This is a genomic window from Archangium sp. (assembly GCF_057119385.1).
Genome location: NZ_DBNGVP010000081.1, coordinates 17,446 through 35,631 on the forward strand (window position 1 = coordinate 17,446; position 18,186 = coordinate 35,631).

The following is an 18,186-nucleotide window of genomic DNA, read 5'->3' on the forward strand; positions in this document are numbered from 1 at the left end:
GAGCCATGATGTACGACTTCGATCTGAGCGCCCTGCGCGACGCCATGCGCGCGCCGTTTCCCAGCATCGCGCCCCAGCTCGAGCCCTTCTACGCCATGCTCGAGTACCACCTGGGCTGGCGGGACGAGCGGCTCCAGCCCCAGTTCGGCGCGGCGGGCAAGCTCGTCCGGCCGCGGCTGTGCACGCTCGCCTGTCTCGCGGTGGGGGGACAGGCCGAGCAGGTGCGTCCGCTCGCGGCCGCCCTCCAACTGCTGCACGAGATGACGCTCGTGCACGACGACATCCAGGATCGCAGCGAGCAGCGCCGTGGCCGCTCCACGGTGTGGCGCCGCTGGGGCGATGCCCAGGCCATCAACGTGGGGGATGCGCTGCTCATCCTCGGGCAGATGGCGCTCGAGCGCCTGATGGCCGCGGGCTACCCGCCCAAGCTGGTGCTGGACATCATCCGCGCCATCAACCAGACGGCGCTCGCCATCTGCGAGGGGCAGTACCTGGACCTCGCCTTCGAGGAGCGGCTGGATCTCACCGAGGCGGACTACCTCGCCATGGTGGAGCGCAAGACGGCGCGCCTGCTGGGCATCTCGCTGCGCACGGGCGCGCTGGCGGGGGGCGGTTCCCACGACGCGGCCACCCGCCTGGAGGAGTATGGGATCGCGCTCGGCCTGGCCTATCAGGCCCAGGATGACGTGCTCGGCATCTGGGGAGATCCGGTGGTGACGGGCAAGCCCGTGGCGGATGACCTGTACCGCCGCAAGAAGAGCCTGCCCGTCGTCCACGCGCTGTCCCACGCGGTGCCGGAGGATCGCGAGCACCTGCGGACGCTGCTCACCACCCCCGAGCCGGCCGACGCGCACGTGCAGGAAATGCTGGACATCCTCGCGCGGGCCGGCTCGCGAGCCGCCACCGAGCAGACGGTGTCCCGCTACTCGCGCCTCGCGTGCGATGCGCTGGCGAAGGTGCCCCAGTGCCCGCCCGCGGTGCGCGAGGAGCTGCAGACGTTGGCGATGGCGCTCAAGCTGCGGACGTCATAGGCACGAGGGAATGTCGATGGAAACCCACTCGGTGGACGTGTCGCCCCCGCTGGCCCGGCCGGGCAGTGCCCTGGACCGGTTGTGCCGCGTCACCTCGTACGTGCTGCACCCGGTGTTGATGATGCTGGCCACCTCGCTGCTGCTGTCCCTGTACGCGCACGGCAACGCGCCGAGGGCCCTGGGCGAGGCGAGCCTGCTGCTGCTCGGGCTGCTGCCGGGCCTGCTCTACCTCGCGGTGGGGGTGGCGCGGGGCAAGTTCAGCCACCTGCACCTCCTCAACAAGGAGGAGCGCCACGTCGTCCTTCCGCTGGTGGTGCTAGGCCTGCTGGCGGTGTTCCTCTCGTACAAGCTGGTGGGCGCGCCCGTGGAGCTGGAGCGGGGCGTGGCGCTGGGCACGCTCGGAGGCGTGGGCGTGGTGGCCATCACCCGCTTCTGGAAGATCAGCCTGCACTCGTCCGTGGGGGCGGGTTGCGCGGCGCTCTTCGCCACCACGTCGCCCGTCACCTTCGGGGTGCTGGGAGCGCTGGCCCTGCTCTCCGGCCTGTCGCGCCTGCCCATCCGCCACCACACGCCCGCCCAGGTGCTGGTGGGCTGGGCGTATGGGCTCGCGGTACCGCTGTTTCTCCAAGCCGTGCTGCCGCCCCTGTGAGCGGCGGGGTGGGGGGCACGAACTCCGCCCCCCACCCGGGACTGCCTACTTCTTGGGCTGCGGCTCCGCCCGGGGCACGTCCGCGCCCTGGCCGCCGATGCTGAGCAGCTCGATCTCGAACACCAGGGTGGAGTTGGGCGGGATGTAGGGGGGCGAGCCCTGCTCGCCATAGGCCACCTTCGACGGGCACACGAGCTGCGCCTTGCCGCCCACCTTCATCTTCTGCACGCCCTCGGTCCAGCAGGCGATGACGCTGCCGAGGGGGAACTCGGCGGGCTCGCCCCGTTTGTAGGAGCTGTCGAACTCGGTGCCGTTGATGAGGGTGCCGCGGTAGTTCACCTTCACCTTGTCGGTCGCCTTGGGGCTGGGGCCCGTGCCGGCCTTGAGCTCCTTGTAGACGACGCCCGAGGGCAGCTTCTTGGCGCCTTCCTCCTTGGCGGCGGCCTCCAGGAACTTCTGTCCGGCGCGCTCCTGCCGAGACTTGGCGAGCGGCTGCAGGTTGGCCCCGTACTTCTCCAGCTCCACCGCCGGCTTGGCACCCGTGGCCGCGTCCGTGATGCCCTTCTTGACGAGCTCGAGCTCCGCCGGGCTCAGATCGAACATCTTGACGCTCCGGCCGATCGACAGCCCCAGCGCGTAGATCGTCTTCTCCTCCTCGGTCTTGAGCTCCTGTGCATTCGCCTGCAGCCCGGTGAGGGCGAGCATGACCGCGGCCAACATTCCCAATCGCATGTGACTCCGCCTTTCCTTCAGTGACGGCGGAACAATAGGTCCGCCCGTCTCTTCCCGCTGGCGGTTTTCTTGCCCTCCGGCCGGATGCCCCTACGCTCGCCACAGGTTGCTGCGGCGCTGAAGCGTGCTGTAGCGGTGTCCCGGCCATCGGGAGGGCGAGAGAGATGAGCGACAAGCGGAAGAACGCGCGGGTTCCCCTCGACATCTACCTGAACAAGTACATGGGGGGCGTGCCGTACATGGCGCGCGCCGCCGACATCAGCCAGGAGGGAGTGAGCCTGGCGCGCCTGCTCGAGCCCGAGCAGGACACCCGGCGCGTGGGGCTCCAGTTCCAGCTCCCTGGCTCCACCGAGGTCATCTACGCCGAGGGCGAGGTGGTGCGCGAGTGGGTGGAGGCCGGCGCGAGCCAGGACGAGCGCTCGGGCGTGCGCTTCACGCTGCTCACCCAGCGGCACCGCCAGTTGATTGATGACTACGTGACACGCAGCGCGCAGGCGCACTGAGCCGCGCCCCGTTGGCGGGGGGGCGGGCGGGCCTTCCTTGACCTGACTCGGAGGGGGCCGGTTGAATCCGGCGCTCCGAGAAACGGGAGTGGGGAGGTTCACGTGAGGCGTGCACTGTGGGCGTGGGTGCTGGCGGTTCCGCTGTCGGCACTGGCGCAGGGTAACGGGGTGGATTGGCAGCGGCAGGTCCTCCGGGTGACGGGAGATGGGCCGCCGGACGTGAAGGCCTCCAACCCGTCCCAGGCGAGGTTGGGCGCGGAGCGCTCGGCGAAGGAGGACGCCTTCGCGGATCTGCTGGAGCAGGTGAAGGGCCTGCGCCTGCGCGCGGACAGGACCGTGGGCGAGGAGATGGCCCGCGAGGAGACCCGCCGGCAGATCGAGGACGTGCTGCGCGGCTACAAGGTCGTCCAGAAGCGCTACTTCTCCGATAGCGGCGTGCAGATGGAGGTGGAGGTGCCGCTCGGGGCGTTGACCTCGGTGCTGGTGACTCCGGCGTCCGCGGGCACCGCCGCGCCCGCCACGGCGGAGCCAGCGGAGACGAAGCCGGCGGAGACGAAGAAGGACGCGCGGGCGAAGCACACCGGGCTGGTGGTGGACGCGCGGAAGCTGGGCATGACGCCGGTGCTGGCGCCGCGGGTGCTCGATGAGTCCGGCCAGCCGCTCTATGGCCTGGAGGCGTTGTCCGCCGAGGCCCGGAAGAGCACGGGCGTGGCGGGCTTCTTCAAGAGCCTGGAGGCGGCCCGGAAGTCGGAGCTGGTGGGCGCGAAGCCGCTGGTGCTCGAGGCGGCGCGGCTGCAGGGCTCGGATCTGTTGCTGGGGCCGGACGCGGCGAAGGCACTCGCGGGGCTGGACCCGCGCCTCCTGGCCGAGGGCCGGGTGGGGATCCTCATCAAGTAGAGGCGCGCGATGGACCCGGAGAGGACGAAGCGGAGTCGTGGGGGGTGGGCCCTGGTGGGGCTGGTGCTCGGGTGTGCCTCGGGGCCCGGGCAGGTGGAGTCTCCGGCGGCGGATCAGGCGCGCGAGCTGATGCGCGCCATGCGCTCGCGCAACGGCAACCTGTTGTTGCGGTGCGAGCCCGAGGACGCCGAGGTGTACCTGGACGGAGTGCTCCAGGGCGTGTGCACCGACTTCGGTGGCAAGCCGAGCGGGCTGCGGGTGGGCCTGGGGCTGCACCGCATCGACGTGAAGAAGGACGGCTACTGGCCGTACACCACGTACTTCGAGCCCAGCAATGCCCGGGCGGGGCTGACGATCACGCTCAAGTCGATGGCGCCGGAGCGCGGCGGCTCGGACTGATCCACCGCGAGAGCTCCTGAGACAGGGAACAGGAGCCTTTCGCGTAGCGGCCTGTAGCACCCTGTAGCGGCTGCTACATGTATCACGTGCGGGGGCCGATATTCCGGCTCCGCGGAGCGTTGACGCCCGGAGGATCAGCGGAGCCGGGGCTAGACGATGCGGGTGGGACGGCGCAGATCGCGGGGCATGGATCACGCCGATCAGTGCGGCCTTCTCGTGTTCGAGGAGGGTGGCACGGCGTTCCCTACGCCGGGGGAACAGGACGTGGACACCAGGAGCCGGACCCAGGGGAGGCGTTGAGCATGGCCGGGTTGGACTGGGTACAGGTGGACGTGGGGTTTCCCATGAGCCTCCCCGTGGTGTGCGCCGCTCGCACCCTGGGGATGGAGCGCCGGGCCTTCGTGGGGGCCATGGTGGAGCTGCAGATCTGGGCGGTGCAGGCCGGGGCACCGTCCGTGGACGTGTCCACGGAGGCGGGCCGCCGCTGGCGGGAGTGCCTCGCGTGGCTGCATGACCATGGGAAGCGGTACGCCCTGACGTGGCTGGCGCAGGCCCGGGCTGTGGACGTGGAGGACGGACGCCTGGTGCTCGAGGTGCCGGACGCGCACTTCCGCCAGTGGGTGCAGGAGCACTACGGCCAGATGGTGGAGCAGCTCGCCCGGGAGCTGGGTCTCGAGGGCGTGTGCTGGCGGGTGGCCGAGGGCATCCGTGCGCCGCTTCTGGGATAGACCGGGTAGTATCCAGCGGACGAACGGAAGAGGAGCCCGCCATCGGACGCAACAAGAGAGGCAAGGCGCGCGCGGAGAAGGCGCCAGTGGCGAGGGTCGCTCCAGCGGAGACATCCCTGCACGTGGTGAAGACCGAAGCGGAGCAACGGCCGGCCCCCGAGCCGAGGCCGGAGCCCCTGCTCGTGGAGCCACCGCCCGCCGAGGGCGAGCTCTCGGAGGCCGAGGCGCGGCGGGTGGATTTCGCCTGGTCGGCGGCCATGGTGGGCTCGCTGGCGCTGGTGTTCGCGCTGCTGTCGGTGTTCGGCGGGGTGGCGGTGCCGGTGCTGCTGGCGCTCGCCATGGCGTACGTGCTCAACCCGCTGGTGACCGCCATGGAGCGCCGGGGACTCAACCGCACCCTGGGGACGAGCGTGGTGTTCACCGGGAGCCTGCTGCTGCTGATCGGCGCGGTGCTCTACCTCATCCCGGTGTTCCGGGAGGAGGCGGTGAAGCTGCCGGACTTCTTCCGCCGGGCGAGCGAGCGGGTGGTGCCGCAGGTGGAGTCGTTGCTGGGACGTCCGTTGCCGGAGCTGTTGCGCCAGCGCATGACGGAGCTGGGGGCCCAGGCGTCGGAGATCCTCCAGAGCGCGGGGCCCACGGCGGCGCGGCTGGTGGCGAGCTTCGCGGGCAACACGGCGCGGGTGGTGGCCACGTTGCTGGGCCTGCTGGTGGTGCCGGTGCTGGGCTTCTTCTTCCTCCAGGACTATCCGGAGCTGGTGGGCAAGGTGAAGGCCCTGGTGCCGCGCCGGGCGGTGGGGCTGGTGAGCCGGCGCTTCTCCGAGGTGGATGACGTCCTGTCCGCCTTCGTGCGCGGGCAGATCACCGTGGGGGCGATCCTCTCGGTGCTCTACGGTACGGGCCTGTGGTTCGCGCGCATCGACCTGGCCATCGTGATTGGCGTCATCGCCGGGTTCGGCAACATGGTGCCCTACCTGGGGACGGGGCTGGGGGTGGTGCTGGCGGGGCTGGGGCTGATGCTGTCCTGGCAGGGTCCGTGGCAGCTCGCGGCGGTGGCGGGCACCTTCGTGGTGGGCCAGATGGCCGAGGGCCTCTTCATCACCCCCAAGGTGGTGGGCGACAAGGTGGGCCTCTCGTCGGTGGCCGTGATCATCGCCATCCTGGCCTTCGGAGAGCTGTTCGGCTTCACCGGCATCCTGCTGGCGGTGCCCACGACGGCCATCCTCAAGGTGGTGTGGAGCGTGGTGGTGGAGCGCTACAAGCGGACCGGCCTCTACACGGGCGGGCAGCCTGGCCCCTGAGCCTCGCGCGACCCGGCCCGAATCCGTCCCGTGGAGTAGACGGTGGCGGAGGGGTAGGGCGGGGCGCTAGGGAAGGGGACCGTGGCGAAGAGCAAGACACCAGGGACGGGCGCGGCGGGGCTCGCGCGCCTTCACGACGAGATCATCACCTGCCGGGCCTGCCCCCGGTTGGTGGAGTGGCGCGAGCAGGTGGCCCGGGAGAAGCGCCGGGCCTTCCGCGACTGGACGTACTGGGGCCGGCCGGTGCCCGGCTTCGGGGACCCCCAGGCGGAGCTGGTCATCCTCGGACTCGCGCCAGCGGCCCATGGGGCCAACCGGACGGGCCGGGTGTTCACCGGGGACCGCTCGGGGGACTTCCTCTTCGCCGGGCTGCACCGGGCGGGCTTCGCCAACCAGCCCCGGAGCGAGCACCAGGACGACGGCCTCGCGCTGACGGGGGCCTACATCGTCGCGCCGTGCAAGTGCGCCCCGCCGGACAACAAGCCCCTGCCGGAGGAGCTGGCCCGGTGTGCCCCCTTCCTGGACCGGGAGATGGCCCTGCTACCCGTCCAGGTGGTGCTGACCCTGGGGGGCATAGCCTGGAACGCGACGCTCGCCTGGCTGGAGAGGGCGGGGGTGTCCATCCCCACGCCGCGGCCGTCCTTCGGACACGGGGCGGAGCTGGCCCTGCCGGGGGCCCCGGTGCTGTTGGGCTGCTACCACGTGAGCCAGCAGAACACGCAGACGGGCCGGCTCACCCCCGCCATGTTCGACGCCGTGATGGCCCGCGCCCGGGTGCTGATCGAAAATCGCCAGGGAACATGACGTACCCATGTCGGTGTTTCCTTGACAGCTCCGGGCTGCCCATCGTATTCCCCGCCCATCTTCGACGGCGGCAGTCGCGGCGGCGAACGGGTCGTTAGCTCAGCGGTAGAGCACTACCTTGACACGGTAGGGGTCAGTGGTTCGATCCCACTACGACCCACTTCAGTACGGGTTTTCAACTGCGGGCGGCAAGGCTGATGAGCCTGCCGCCCGCGTTCTTTTCCGAGGTCTCGCATGGCGGATCAGATCACGGTGACCCTCCCCGATGGCAGCCAGAAGCAGGCACCCCGGGGCACGACCATCGCGGACTTCGTGCGCGACAGCATCGGGGCGGGCCTGGCCAAGGCCGCCCTCTTCGCGCGCGTGAACGGCCAGGACATGGATCTGGCCCGTCCGCTCACCGAGGACGTGAAGCTGCAGATCTTCACCTCCAAAAGCCCCGAGAGCCTGGAGCTCATCCGGCATGACGCCGCCCACGTGGTGGCCAGCGCCGTGCAGCGCCTCTTCCCGGGCACGCAGGTGACCATCGGTCCCGCGACGGAGGAGGGCTTCTACTACGACTTCTTCCGCGAGAAGCCCTTCACGCCCGAGGACCTCGAGAAGATCGAGGCCGAGGCCAACAAGGAGATCGCCAGCAACCTGCCCTTCGTCCGGACGGAGATCTCCATGGACGAGGCGATCAAGCTCTTCGAGGACAAGGGCGAGAAGTTCAAGGTCGAGATCGTCAAGGACATCGCGGCCAAGGGCGCCAAGACGCTCACGCTCTACACCCACGGCGACTGGGTGGACTTCTGCCTCGGGCCCCACGCTCCGAGCACCGGGAAGATCGGCGTCATCAAGCTGCTGTCCACCAGCGGTGCGTACTGGCGCGGAGACCATCGCAACCCGATGCTCCAGCGCATCTACGGCACGGCCTTCTTCGACAAGAAGGCGCTCCAGGAGTACCTCAACCGGATGGAGGAGGCCCGCAAGCGCGATCACCGCAAGCTGGGCAAGGAGCTGGATCTCTTCCACTTCCACCCGTACTCGCCGGGCGCGGCCTTCTGGACCCCCAAGGGCACCACGCTCTACAACACCCTGGCCGCCTTCATGCGCCGCATGACGAGCGAGACGGGCTACGTCGAGATCAAGACCCCGCTGCTCTACAACAAGGGCCTGTGGGAGACGAGCGGCCACTGGGGCAAGTACAAGGAGAACATGTTCCTCGTGCTCGACAGCGAGTCCGGGGAGCATGACTTCTCGCTGAAGCCGATGAACTGCCCGAGTCATCACCTGTACTACGGCTTCAAGAAGCACAGCTACCGCGACCTGCCCCTGCGCCTGCACACCCAGGACGTGCTCCACCGCAACGAGGCGGCCGGCTCGCTCGGTGGCCTCACCCGCGTGCGCCAGTTCGCCCAGGACGACGCCCACATCTACTGCATGGAGAGCCAGATCCCCGACGAGGTCCGGCGCTTCGTGCAGCTGCTGGATCGCGTCTACAAGGCCGTGGGTCTCTCCTACGCCGTGAAGCTGTCCACCCGGCCCGAGAAGCGGCTCGGCGATGACTCCCTGTGGGATCGCGCCGAGGCCGGCCTCAAGAGCGCCCTGGAGGGGCTCGGCCTGGAGTACGAGCTCAAGCCCGGCGACGGCGCCTTCTACGGCCCGAAGATCGACTTCGACGTGTCCGACAGCATCGGCCGCAAGTGGCAGCTGGGCACCATCCAGCTCGACTACCTCGCCCCCGAGCGCTTCGATCTCACCTACATCGGTGACGACAACGCCGAGCACCGCCCCGTGGTGCTCCACCGCGCCATCTTCGGCTCCTTCGAGCGCTTCATCGCCATCCTCATCGAGCACTTCGCCGGTGCCTTCCCCGCGTGGCTGGCCCCCGTGCAGGCCGTGCTCGTCACCGTGGCGGACCGCCAGAAGGACTACGCCCTCAAGGTGCGCGACCAGCTCCGCGCCAAGGGCTACCGGGTGGACTTCGACGAGCGCGGCCTCACCCTCAACGCGAAGATCCGCGACGCCCAGCTCCAGAAGATCCCCTTCACCCTGGTCATCGGCGACACCGAGGTCGAGGGCGGGGGCGTGTCCCCCCGTCGCTACGGCGGCGAGGACCTCAAGACCATGAAACTGGAGGCCTTCGAGGCCCTCCTGGAGAAGGAGGCCGCCTGGCCGTGAGGCCCCTCGGGGGGGTCCTGGGTCATGATCACCCCTTGACTCCCTATCGCTGGCAAGTATCTTGCCCCCCTTCAGAGGGGAGTACCTACTCCCACGATCTGGAGGGAGTCACATCGCTCGCGACCAAAGAACGAACCGCCGTATTCGCGCTCGCGAGGTCCGCGTTGTAGGACCTGAGGGCGAGCAACTAGGAGTCCTGCCGATCGAAGCAGCGCTGGATCGGGCTCAGTCCGCGGGGATGGACCTCGTCGAGGTCAACCCCATGGCCAAGCCGCCAGTCTGCAAGATCATGGACTACGGCAAGTTCAAGTATGAGGAGAAGAAGCGAGCCTCGGAAGCGAAGAAGAAGCAGGTCGTCGTCCACCTGAAGGAGATCAAGCTCCGTCCCAAGACCGAGGAGCACGATTACGAGTTCAAGGTCCGCAACGTGCGCCGCTTCCTCGAGGAGGGGAACAAGGCCAAGGTCACGATCATGTTCCGTGGCCGGGAGATCACGCACAAGGAACTGGGCTCGGCCATCCTGGATGACGTGGTCAAGGATTTGAAGGACGTGGCGGTGGTGGAGCAGATGCCGAGGCTGGAAGGGCGGCAGATGTTCATGATCATCGCCCCGAACCCGAAGGTGGCGGCCCGGGCGAGGGAGATGGCCCGGCAGCAGGCGGCGGCGGCGGAGAAGAGCGAGAAGGGCGAGGGCGGGAAGAAGAACGAGGTGGCGGGCTCTGCCAGGCCCGAAGGTCAGCAGGCGGCGGCTCAGGCCCCGGTGCCTGCTCCCACGGCAAGCGCTCCGGCGCAGGCCGAGGGCGCGAAATAGTTGGACCCGGCTGGCGGCTTCCAAGCCGTCAGCCCTGACACACGCTGACGGCGATTCGCTGCGGCGGATGGGTAGTTGAAGGAAGGAACCGCAAGATGCCCAAGTTGAAGACCCGTAGCGGCGCCAAGAAGCGCTTCCAGGTGAAGAAGACCGGCAAGGTGAAGTTCGGCAAGGCCTTCGGCAAGCACCTCTTCACCCACGCCAAGAGCCAGAAGCTCAAGCGCGATCACCGTGGCACCGGCCATCTGAAGGACATGGATGGCAAGAAGGTCGTCAAGGAGATGTTCCCCTACGGGGCGAACTAGCCGTACGCAGTCAAGAGGGCCCTGTCGGTGCGGTGAACAACCGGAGCCGGGGGTTTTCAAACACCTCGCAGCAGTCAGGAGTCAGCAATGCGCGTCAAGAAGGGTTTCAAGGCTCGTCGCCGTCGTAATCGGATTCTGAAACTGGCCAAGGGTTACCGCGGCCGCCGCAAGAACTGCTACAAGCGGGCCAACCAGGCCGTGGAGCGCGCGCTCGATTACGCCAGCCGTGATCGCGCCGTCCGCAAGCGGAACTTCCGCTCGCTGTGGATCGTCCGCATCAACGCGGCCGCCCGCACCGTGGGCCTGTCCTACTCGCGGCTGATCGCCGGCCTGGCCAAGAACAAGATCGCCCTGGATCGCAAGGTCCTGTCCGAGATGGCCATCGTGGATCCCGCCGGTTTTGCCGCTGTCGCCAACATCGCGAAGGCGGCCTGAGTGTGACGGCCGGCCCTGAAGCCGGCCTCGAAAGTGAGCGGCCGCGGTCTTCCTGTGAAGGCCGCTGCCACTCGCGGGTTTGAAACGGGCTGCCCCCAGGGCGGCCCTTTTTTTTGGCCCCGGCCCGGCCGGGAAAAGGGAGGCGAAGTCCCCATGCGAGATCGCTTGCAGGCACTCGCGGACGCGGCGCGGCGGGAGATCTCCGTCGCCTCGGAGCCGTCCGCCGTCGAGGCGCTCCGAATCCGCTACCTCGGCAAGAAGGGCGAGCTGTCCGGTGTCCTCGGAGGGATGGGCAAGCTGCCCCCCGACGAGCGCCGCGCCCTCGGCGAGGTGGCCAACCAGGTCAAGGCGGAGATCGAGAAGCTCCTCGCCGAGGCCGTCCAGCGCGCGGAGGACGCGGCTCTGGAAGCCGAGCTGCGCGGCCCCAGGCTGGACGTGACGCTGCCCGGCCGCGCCGCCAGGCCCGGCAGCCGCCACCCGGTGTCCCGGACGATGGAGGAGATCGTCCGCACCTTCCAGCGGCTCGGCTTCGAGGTGGCCCACGGGCCGGAGATCGAGCTCGACTACTACAACTTCGAGGCGCTCAACCTCCCGAAGGATCACCCCGCGCGCGACATGCAGGACACCTTCTACGTGGACGAGTCCTCGCTCGGCCACGCGAAGAAGGCGGACAGCTCGCCGCTGCTGCGCACGCACACGTCCCCGGTGCAGGTGCGCTTCATGCTCAACCGCAAGCCGCCCTTCCGCGCCGTCATGCCCGGCCGCGTCTACCGGCGTGACTCGGACATCACCCACACGCCCATGTTCCACCAGGTGGAAGGGCTGCTGGTGGACAAGGACGTCAGCTTCGCCGAGCTCAAGGGCACCCTGGATGCCTTCGTGAAGGCCTTCTTCGGCTCGGACACGCGCACGCGCTTCCGCCCGTCCTTCTTCCCCTTCACCGAGCCCTCGGCCGAGGTGGACATCTCCTGCACCTCGTGCGGCGGCAAGGGCTGCCGCATCTGCAAGCAGACCGGCTGGCTGGAGGTGCTCGGCAGCGGCTCGGTGCACCCCAACGTCTTCAAGTACAGCGGCTATGACCCCAACGAGGTCTCCGGGTACGCGTTCGGCATGGGCGTGGAGCGCATCGCCATGCTGCGCTACCGGATCGACGACCTGCGGATGATGTTCGAGAACGACGCGCGCTTCCTGGAGCAGTTCTGATGAAGATCTCGGTCAAGTGGCTCGGTGACTATGTGGCGCTCCCGGCGAGCGCCGACGAACTGGCGCGCAAGCTGACCGCCGTGGGTCTGGAGATCGAGGGCCTGGAGCGCCCCGGCGAGGGTCTGCGCGGCGTGGTGGTGGCGCAGATCAAGGAGTCCGTCCAGCACCCCAACGCGGACAAGCTGTCCGTGACGAAGATCGACATGGGCGGCCCGGAGCTGCTGCAGGTCGTCTGCGGCGCCAAGAACTTCAAGGTCGGCGACAAGGTGCCGCTGGCCACCCTCGGCACGAAGCTGCCCAATGGCGTGGAGATCAAGCAGGCCCCCCTGCGCGGCGTGGACAGCTTCGGCATGCTCTGCTCCGCCAAGGAGCTGGGCATCTCCGAGGAGTCCTCCGGCCTGCTCATCCTCCCGCAGGACCTGAAGCCGGGAACGCCCATCGCCCAGGCGCTCGGGATGGATGACGTGGTGCTGGAGGTGAACGTCACCCCCAACCGTCCGGATGCCCTGTCGCACCTGGGCGTGGCCCGCGAGGTAGCCGTGGCCACCGGCGGCACCCTGCGTCCGCCCCAGCCGAAGCTCGCCGAGTCCGGCGCCCCCGCCTCCGAGAAGGCGAAGGTGCGCGTCGAGGACCCGGTGCGCTGCCCGCGCTACGCCGCCCGCGTCATCGAGAACGTGAAGATCGGTCCCTCGCCCCAGTGGCTCCAGGACCGGCTCAAGGCCTGCGGCGTGCGCCCCATCAGCAACGTGGTGGACGTCACCAACTTCGTCCTCCTCGAGTACGGCCAGCCGCTGCACGCCTTCGACCTGGACAAGGTGGCCGGTCAGGAGATCATCGTCCGCACCGCGAAGCCGGGCGAGAAGATGACCACGCTCGACGGCAAGGAGCGGGCGCTGTCTCCCGAGGACCTGCTCATCTGTGACCGCGACCGGGCCCAGGCCCTCGCCGGCGTCATGGGCGGCCAGGACAGCGAGGTCAGCGCGGGCACCACGCGCGTGCTGCTCGAGTCCGCCCACTTCCAGCCCTCGAGCATCCGCCGCACCTCCAAGCGCCACGGCCTGCACACCGAGGCCTCGCACCGCTTCGAGCGCGGCGCGGACCTCGACGCCGTCATCCCCGCGCTGGATCGGGCCTCGGCCCTCATCGCCGAGTTGGCCGGTGGCACCGTGGCCCCGGGCCGCATCGACGTGCACCCGAACATCCAGCCGCCTCGCCGCGTGACGCTGCGCTACGGCCGCGTAGAGAAGGTGTTGGGCGTGGCCATCCCCGAGGCCGAGTGCCGGCGCATTCTCAGCACCCTCGGCTTCCTGTCGGTGGGGGAAGGGAATGGGCAGACGGTCTTCGAGGTGCCCCGCGCCCGCGTGGACGTGGAGCGCGAGGAGGACCTCATGGAGGAGCTCGCCCGCGTCTACGGCTACGACAACATCCCCGCGAAGCTGCCCCGTGGCCTCGCCGAGCTGGGCCCCGAGCCGGCCACCGCCGAGGCCGAGCGCCGCGTCCGCCAGGCCCTCTCCGGCGTGGGGCTGAGCGAGGTGGTGAACTACTCCTTCGTCGCGCCGCGCTCCCTGGAGGTGCTGGGCGGGAAGGACAAGCCCGTCACGCTCCTCAACCCGCTGAGCGTGGAGCAGTCGGTGATGCGCACCAGCCTGCTGCCGGGCCTGCTGGAGAACCTCTCCCGCAGCGTCCGTCACCAGGTGGAGTCCGTGGCCCTCTACGAGACGGGCCGCGCCTACTTCCAGGATCCCGAGGGTGGTCAGGGCCAGCGTCCCGCCGCTCGCGAGGTGCACCGTCTGGGAGGTCTCGTGTGGGGCCTGCGTGGCGGCCGGACGTGGACGCAGAAGGACGCCCGGGCGGACTTCTATGACGCCAAGGGCGCCCTGGAGGCCGTGCTGCACGCGCTCCATGTGGACGGCGTCCGCTTCGTCCCCGCCGAGGCTCCCGCCTACCACCCCCGCGCCTGCGCCCGGGTGGAGCTGGCCGATGGCACCGTGCTCGGCCACGTGGGCGAGTTGCACCCGCGCGTCACCAAGGCCCTGGACCTGCCCCGCGACGTCTTCGTCTTCGAGGTGGACACGGCGCCCCTGTACGCCGCCTCCCGCCTGGTGCCCGAGTACCAGGGCCTGCCGCGCTTCCCGGCGGTGCTCCGGGATCTGGCCGTCGTGGTGCCCCTGTCCCTCCAGAACGACGAGGTCCGCCGCGTCATCCTCGAGGTCGGTGGCCCCCTGGTGGAGGACGCCCTCATCTTCGACGTCTACACCGGCAAGCCCATCCCCGAGGGCCACAAGAACCTGGCCTACGCCATCCGGTACCGCTCGCCCGAGCGCACGCTCACGGACGCGGACGTGACGGCCGCCCACCAGCGCATCATCTCCGAGGTCAACCAGCGCCTGGGTGGTGCCCTGCGGACCTGACGTGGTGGGTTCGCGCGAAAACCTGAGTGAAACCGGTGGGTTGACAGCTGTCAGGGAAGGCTGTCACAGTCCGCCGGGTTCACCGCAGAGAGGGGCGCGAAGGTACTCGCATGACCAAGGCGGACATCATCGAAGGGGTCTACGAGAAGGTCGGCTTCTCCAAGAAGGAGTCGGCGGAGATCGTCGAGCTCGTCTTCGACACCTTCAAGGAAACGTTGGAGCGCGGGGACAAGATCAAGATCTCGGGGTTCGGCAACTTCCAGGTGCGCCAGAAGAAGGCGCGCGTGGGCCGCAACCCGCAGACCGGCAGGGAGATCGAGATCTCGGCCCGCCGCGTGCTGACCTTCCGGCCGAGCGCGGTCCTCAAGGCCGCCCTCAACGGCGAGCAGATTCCCGAGAACCACTCGGAGCTGGACGCCGCCGAGGACGCCGCCGCCGACGCGGCCGAGGCCGCTGGCCTGGATCCCGAGGATCTGGACGAGGAGCTGGAGGAGGTCGAGGAGTACAAGGCCTCGGCCGGAGGAATGAAGGCCAAGGCCGAGTGAGTTTTTGAAGGGCCGCCCGATCTCGTGCTTGACCTGTGGTTCGGGTGACGGCATAAGGCAGCCCATCTCGCCGACGGGAACGCCGACGAGACGCCGCAACGGGGCGTAGCGCAGCCTGGTAGCGCACTTGCTTGGGGTGCAAGTGGTCGCTGGTTCAAATCCAGTCGCCCCGACCAAAGAAGGCCCTGGAGTTTCACCGCAAGGTGGGCTCCAGGGCCTTCGTTTTTTTTGGGCTCCCGGACTCCCGCGAAACAGGCCGTGGAGAACGGCCTCGGTGAGCTAGCGGTCGTGTGGCGCAGCGCATGGAAGTGCAGCGAGCAAGGCGTCGCCCGAGGTCAGAGCGCGCAGCACAGCCTCAATTTCGGACGCGAGCACATGCCCTCGCACCGCGTTGAGCGCGAGCTCGAAGCTGGGGCGCTTCCGGGCGAGGAAGTCGACAGCACGACGGGGTTATGTCCTTCTCGTCCGCGGGCACGACGTCGAAGTGCCCGCCCATGAAGCCCAGCGCCCCGACACCGGCGTTGCGGCCCTTCACGGTGAGCACCACGCAGGGGGGGGGCTGGTTGCTGGGAGCATCCAGGGACTCTGCCTGGATGAATCCGCTTTGAAGGTGCGACGCCAGCGTGTCCAGCGCCACCTGGGCGGCCAGCCACTGCTCTGGCACCAGTCCCTCGCCAGGGTTGTTCTGCAGCTTCGGGGTCAGGGCAATGAGACGTCGGAACATATCACCAAAGGCCGGTACATTGTACGTATCGGCCTCGGTGTATTGCCTCTACATCTCCGCACCCGTCCGCCGCTCGCAAGTGGGCACACACTCGACTTATGCTCACTGCGGCATGAAACCCGTGATGATGGACGTTTTGGAGGAGCACCTCGACGAGGCGACGTTCCTCTGGTCTCAGTGGGAGCGAGCTCTCGTGGCTGCCGACTGCAACCTGTCGGATACCGCGAAGCGTGAGGAGCGGCTGCTGGTCCATCTGGATGGGTTGGTAGTGGGAGGCGAAAGTGCCGTGAACGAGTTGTTGCTACCAGGCCTGCACACAGACGAGGCCGAGCGGATCTCTGCCTCGGCTTTGGCGCTACTCGCCAACAACGGGGAGCGGGGACTCAAGGAGATCCTGTGGGTGCTCGACTCAGGCGACGATGTGCAGCGCGCGGCCGTAGGACGCGCGCTGGAACTGAGCAGGCGCAATGGGCTGGAAGCAGTGCTGCTCAAACGTCTTGCGGCGGATGATAGGGCCTTGCGGCTCCTGGCATTTCAGGTGCTGGCATTCCGCGGAGTAGTTCCTCCAGAGATAAGGAAGCAGTGGCTTTACCATGATGATGCCGAGCATTTGATCGCCGCACTGCGCGCTGCGCGGGCTCTTCCCCGGGATCTTGTCATGGGCCTCCTGCCGCGACTTCTCATGGATTCGCACCCCGGAGTGCGCGGGGCCGCCATCATGGCGGGGCTTGTCTTAGGGACTCGCATGGCATGGAAGACGTGCCGCAAGGTGGCCGAAGAGAGAGGAGCAGGTCACCGGCAGTGCTTAGTCGTGCTAGCGCTCGGCGGAGACGAGCGAGAAACGGAGTGGCTGGTCAGCTTGCTGCGCAAGCCAGAATTGAGGCCCGATGTGCTCTGGGCGCTTGGATTCAGCGGACAGGTTATTGCTGCGGATGCGTGTCTGGAATGGATGGAGGACACCAAAGCAGCGGCCTTGGCTGGCGAAGCGTTCTCGGCCATCACGGGACTGAAGTTGGAAGGGGAGTACCAAAAGATAGTGGAGGAGGAGGAGGAGGCTCTAGTTCCGTTAGAACAGGAGGATTTGGATGCCAATCTGCTGCCATCGCCGGAGGCGAGCCTTCCTGTGCCGATCCGCGATGCCGTTGAGAACTGGTGGCAGCAGGCTCGGAAGAACTTCGAACGTGGTGTCCGTTACCTTCGAGGGAGCAAACTCGACGCTGCGGGTCTCTTGACGGCAATCGGGCGCGAGTCGATGCGACGCCGTCACGTGCTCGCGTTGGAACTGTCAATCCGAAGTCGAGGTGCGCATGACATCCAGACGAGGGCCTTCACTGGCAGGCAGCACGCGGAACTGGAGGCAGCCCTGGCCGGACGTACGAGTTTCTCGATAAGTCCGTTCACAAGCCTTTTCGGGGCTTGACGTAGGAGCCCGTCTCACACGGTTGCGCTCCATATTTTCTCACGCCCAGATGCGATTGACCTATCTCTCTTCCTTACCTACAGTCTCCACGCTGCTGCTCATCAACCGAGGGCCGTCGCATGTGGGAGATCCGCAACCACACACCATTTGCCGCTGCCTCGATCGTCACCATCGATAAACGTGGCGAAAAACATTGGGTCGTGGTTGTCAAGGGTACATTCCACATTGGAAACGGGGGGGCGATCGATATTGCGGACCAACAGGTAGAGCCCAAACTGGCTCCCGAGTACCGCGGGAAAGAGGGGGAGTCGAGTCTGATCTACGAGCAGGATTTGATCGCTGCTAAGCCCCGCACGGACCTCTATCTCAACGCCACGGCCTATGCGCAACGCGGTCAGCCCTGCACCGAGCTCTTGGTGGGCATCAGGACGCCCTGCGGACAGAAGGCGCTTCTGATCCGCGGCGATCGCAAGTGGGAGCGGAACCTTGTACGGCAGTTGGTGCCAACGTCCCCACTGCCCTTCGTGCGGATGCCGATCATTTTTGAGCGCGCCTACGGCGGATATGACCGGGAGGATCCCGAGCCAGCCAAACACCGTCTTGATCAGCGCAATCCAGTAGGCACGGGCTTCTGTACCAGTGACGGGCACCGCTTGGGCAAGCCGCTTCCTAATATAGAACTTCCGACTGAGCCGCTGGAAAAGGGGCCTGCCGGATTCGGAGCGCTCTGCAGTTACTGGGAACCGAGGAGCCGGTATCAGGGCACCTATGACGATCAGTGGGTGAGGACTCAAAAGCCGTTGCTGCCGGCCGACTATGATCCACAATTCCTTCAATGCGCTCCCGTCGATCAACAGTTCGATCCCCCGCTGCGCGGCGGCGAGCGCATTGCTCTGGTGAATTTGACACCAAGCGGCGCTTTGCAGTTCGATCTTCCGAAGCGCTACTTCACCTTCACCACGCACATCGGACGGCGGAGCCTCACACATCACGCCAAACTCAATACAGTTGTGATCGAACCCGATCACTCAAGATTGATCATGGTCTGGCACAGCACCCTGTCGTGTCATCATGACATTGACAACATCGATTCCACCCGGATCATCGAGAAGCGCTATGTGTGACTCT

The 18,186-nt window shown here is 67.7% G+C and carries 19 protein-coding genes and 2 tRNA genes; 19 read left to right on the top strand and 2 right to left on the bottom strand.

The window, feature by feature from the left end; translation table 11 throughout:
- The first annotated feature begins 5 nt into the window (after positions 1-5).
- Positions 6-1,031 carry a polyprenyl synthetase family protein gene (locus tag AC16DP_RS19925; protein WP_329726513.1) on the top strand — a complete coding sequence of 342 codons (1,026 nt, stop codon included), beginning with the start codon at positions 6-8 and terminating at the stop codon, positions 1,029-1,031.
- Between the two features lie 10 nt (positions 1,032-1,041).
- Positions 1,042-1,680: a hypothetical protein gene (locus AC16DP_RS19930; protein WP_329726514.1), complete on the top strand. Its 639-nt coding sequence runs from the start codon at positions 1,042-1,044 to the stop codon at positions 1,678-1,680.
- A 45-nt stretch (positions 1,681-1,725) separates the two neighbouring features.
- Here the strand turns inward: AC16DP_RS19930 and bamJ are convergent, their stop codons facing one another.
- Positions 1,726-2,412: a BamJ family beta-barrel-assembly machinery protein gene (gene bamJ, locus AC16DP_RS19935; RefSeq protein WP_414640675.1), complete on the bottom strand. Its 687-nt coding sequence runs from the start codon at positions 2,410-2,412 to the stop codon at positions 1,726-1,728.
- A 164-nt stretch (positions 2,413-2,576) separates the two neighbouring features.
- On the opposite strand from bamJ, the gene AC16DP_RS19940 reads away from it, so the two are divergent.
- The 15 genes from AC16DP_RS19940 to AC16DP_RS20010 all read left to right on the top strand — a co-directional run bounded on the left by AC16DP_RS19940 (position 2,577) and on the right by AC16DP_RS20010 (position 15,090).
- Entirely contained in the window at positions 2,577-2,915 is a 339-nt protein-coding gene (locus AC16DP_RS19940) for a PilZ domain-containing protein (protein WP_329726515.1), read from the top strand.
- 102 nt (positions 2,916-3,017) lie between these two features.
- On the top strand, positions 3,018-3,812 hold the full coding sequence (locus tag AC16DP_RS19945) for a hypothetical protein (RefSeq protein WP_329726516.1): 795 nt from the start codon (positions 3,018-3,020) through the stop codon (positions 3,810-3,812).
- Positions 3,813-3,821: 9 nt separating this feature from the next.
- Complete coding sequence (locus AC16DP_RS19950; RefSeq protein ID WP_329726517.1) at positions 3,822-4,211, top strand: PEGA domain-containing protein; 390 nt, start codon at positions 3,822-3,824, stop codon at positions 4,209-4,211.
- Between the two features lie 302 nt (positions 4,212-4,513).
- Positions 4,514-4,939 (top strand): DnaA N-terminal domain-containing protein, encoded by a 426-nt coding sequence (locus AC16DP_RS19955; RefSeq protein WP_329726518.1) that lies wholly within the window; start codon positions 4,514-4,516, stop codon positions 4,937-4,939.
- A 125-nt stretch (positions 4,940-5,064) separates the two neighbouring features.
- Positions 5,065-6,237 carry an AI-2E family transporter gene (locus AC16DP_RS19960; RefSeq protein WP_414640676.1) on the top strand — a complete coding sequence of 391 codons (1,173 nt, stop codon included), beginning with the start codon at positions 5,065-5,067 and terminating at the stop codon, positions 6,235-6,237.
- An 81-nt stretch (positions 6,238-6,318) separates the two neighbouring features.
- Positions 6,319-7,041 (top strand): uracil-DNA glycosylase, encoded by a 723-nt coding sequence (locus tag AC16DP_RS19965; protein WP_329726519.1) that lies wholly within the window; start codon positions 6,319-6,321, stop codon positions 7,039-7,041.
- 88 nt (positions 7,042-7,129) lie between these two features.
- Positions 7,130-7,201: transfer RNA gene (locus tag AC16DP_RS19970), tRNA-Val, on the top strand.
- A 74-nt stretch (positions 7,202-7,275) separates the two neighbouring features.
- On the top strand, positions 7,276-9,204 hold the full coding sequence (thrS, locus tag AC16DP_RS19975; RefSeq protein WP_329726520.1) for a threonine--tRNA ligase: 1,929 nt from the start codon (positions 7,276-7,278) through the stop codon (positions 9,202-9,204).
- 61 nt (positions 9,205-9,265) lie between these two features.
- Entirely contained in the window at positions 9,266-10,015 is a 750-nt protein-coding gene (infC, locus tag AC16DP_RS19980) for a translation initiation factor IF-3 (RefSeq protein ID WP_329726521.1), read from the top strand.
- Between the two features lie 95 nt (positions 10,016-10,110).
- Positions 10,111-10,320, top strand: coding sequence for a 50S ribosomal protein L35 (gene rpmI, locus AC16DP_RS19985; RefSeq protein WP_043407585.1), 210 nt, complete (start codon positions 10,111-10,113; stop codon positions 10,318-10,320).
- Positions 10,321-10,407: 87 nt separating this feature from the next.
- Positions 10,408-10,755: a 50S ribosomal protein L20 gene (rplT, locus tag AC16DP_RS19990; protein ID WP_047857553.1), complete on the top strand. Its 348-nt coding sequence runs from the start codon at positions 10,408-10,410 to the stop codon at positions 10,753-10,755.
- A 153-nt stretch (positions 10,756-10,908) separates the two neighbouring features.
- On the top strand, positions 10,909-11,958 hold the full coding sequence (gene pheS, locus AC16DP_RS19995; RefSeq protein WP_329726522.1) for a phenylalanine--tRNA ligase subunit alpha: 1,050 nt from the start codon (positions 10,909-10,911) through the stop codon (positions 11,956-11,958).
- Positions 11,958-14,369: a phenylalanine--tRNA ligase subunit beta gene (pheT, locus tag AC16DP_RS20000; RefSeq protein ID WP_329726523.1), complete on the top strand. Its 2,412-nt coding sequence runs from the start codon at positions 11,958-11,960 to the stop codon at positions 14,367-14,369. Before pheS ends, pheT begins: the two co-directional genes overlap by 1 nt.
- Positions 14,370-14,479: 110 nt before the next feature.
- Complete coding sequence (locus AC16DP_RS20005; protein WP_047857556.1) at positions 14,480-14,914, top strand: integration host factor subunit alpha; 435 nt, start codon at positions 14,480-14,482, stop codon at positions 14,912-14,914.
- A 99-nt stretch (positions 14,915-15,013) separates the two neighbouring features.
- Positions 15,014-15,090, top strand: a tRNA-Pro gene (locus tag AC16DP_RS20010).
- 179 nt (positions 15,091-15,269) lie between these two features.
- Here AC16DP_RS20010 and AC16DP_RS20015 read toward each other — a convergent pair.
- Positions 15,270-15,638 (bottom strand): zinc-binding metallopeptidase family protein, encoded by a 369-nt coding sequence (locus tag AC16DP_RS20015; protein ID WP_329726524.1) that lies wholly within the window; start codon positions 15,636-15,638, stop codon positions 15,270-15,272.
- A gap of 124 nt (positions 15,639-15,762) precedes the next feature.
- Between AC16DP_RS20015 and AC16DP_RS20020 the strand changes: the two genes are divergently transcribed.
- Together AC16DP_RS20020 and AC16DP_RS20025 are read left to right on the top strand one after the other, a co-directional pair.
- Positions 15,763-17,058 carry a TIGR02270 family protein gene (locus tag AC16DP_RS20020; RefSeq protein ID WP_329726525.1) on the top strand — a complete coding sequence of 432 codons (1,296 nt, stop codon included), beginning with the start codon at positions 15,763-15,765 and terminating at the stop codon, positions 17,056-17,058.
- A 119-nt stretch (positions 17,059-17,177) separates the two neighbouring features.
- The gene (locus AC16DP_RS20025; protein ID WP_329726526.1) at positions 17,178-18,182 is read left to right on the top strand and encodes a DUF2169 family type VI secretion system accessory protein; all 1,005 of its coding nucleotides are present in this window, start codon (positions 17,178-17,180) and stop codon (positions 18,180-18,182) included.
- The last annotated feature ends 4 nt before the right edge of the window (positions 18,183-18,186 follow it).